1 protein-coding gene is annotated in these 1,429 nt (G+C 43.0%); it reads left to right on the top strand.

All coding sequences use genetic code 11. From position 1 onward, the window contains the following. The first annotated feature begins 94 nt into the window (after positions 1–94). Positions 95–1,420, top strand: coding sequence for an IS4 family transposase (locus I6E85_RS20750; protein WP_024607224.1), 1,326 nt, complete (start codon positions 95–97; stop codon positions 1,418–1,420). Positions 1,421–1,429 lie beyond the last annotated feature (9 nt).

Raw genomic sequence — 1,429 nt, 5'->3', positions numbered from 1 at the left:
TAATGCCGATCAGTTAAGAAATATTTAACGATCCATTGACCGATCTTCTGGTTAGTTTATAAAGGCTTCTGAATTTATTCAGGAGCCTTTTATTTTGCAACTCACTACCGCACTTTCTCTAGCCAATAGCTACGCACCCAATTCAGAAGGCTTAGGTCAACTGAGTGATTTTTTATGCCCTGAGTTTATCAAACAATGCGCAGAAACCGCAGGTGTCGCGACGATAAGGAAAAGAAGGCTTCCTGTTGAGATGGCCGTTTGGACAGTCATTTGTATGTCGTTTTATCGTGAAGACCCACTGTGGAGTATTGTCAGTAAATTAGGGCTCGCTTTACCAGGTAAAAAAGAACTCGTTGCGCCCAGCGCGGTTGTACAGGCTAGGCAGCGGCTTGGGGCTGATGCCGTTAAACAGGTTTTTGAGCAAAGTCAGCAAATGTGGAATGCTGATGCGAACCATCCCACATGGTGCGGGCTATCACTACTGGGTGTTGATGGTGTCATTTGGCGCACACCGGATACTGCTGAAAATCAACATGCATTCTCCATGTGGAAAAATCAGTATGGTGACACGGCCTTCCCTCAGGTTCGCATGGTGTGTTTGATGGAGTTAACTAGTCATTTATTAATGGGGAGCGCCTTTGATAGTTGTCGTACTAGTGAAATGGTGTTGGCTGAAGACTTAATCGAGGCAACACCCGATAACTCACTGACGTTATTTGATAGAGGCTTCTATTCTCTAGGCTTACTCAATCGTTGGCATCATGCTGGGGTAAATAGGCATTGGCTTCAACCGATGAGAAAAGGCACGCAATATGAAATTGTTCGCTCTCTAGGTCGTCAAGACAAACTCATCAAGCTAAAAGCAACAGCACAAGCGAGAAAAAAGTTCGACGATTTACCAGAGAGCATTGAAGTTAGGCTAGTCACAAAAACGGTTAAGGGGAAAGAGGTGAATATACTCACTTCATTAACAGACCCAATGCGTTTCCCTAAGGCTGAAATTGTTGACCTCTATAGTGATCGGTGGGAAATTGAACTTGGTTATCGAGAAATGAAACAAACCTTACTGAATAGTCACTTTACGCTACGCAGCAAGAAACCTGAGATGATAGCGCAAGAATTATGGGGCGTAATGTTGAGCTATAACTTGCTCCGATACCAGATGGTGAAAATGGCGCAGAAAAAATCTGGAATATATGCAAAACACCTGAGTTTTACGACGTGTGCTATTAGTATTATTAACCTTATTCATACAATGTTTATAGAAAATGCAGGACGGATACCTAAATCAATAGAGCAATTACAAGCTCAAGTTGAACATCACATATTGCCGATAAAACGGGAGCGGGCGTATCCGAGGTGTGTGAAACCAAAACCCAGTAAATACCCCAATAAAAAAAGCCAGTCAGCTGTTAACTGACTGGCATTA

Origin of the sequence: Pseudoalteromonas sp. NZS71, assembly GCF_015864715.1 — a bacterium.
Taxonomy (GTDB): domain Bacteria; phylum Pseudomonadota; class Gammaproteobacteria; order Enterobacterales; family Alteromonadaceae; genus Pseudoalteromonas; species Pseudoalteromonas arctica.
Note: the sequence above shows the minus strand (reverse complement) of the source record. Positions and strands in the feature narration are given on the sequence as shown.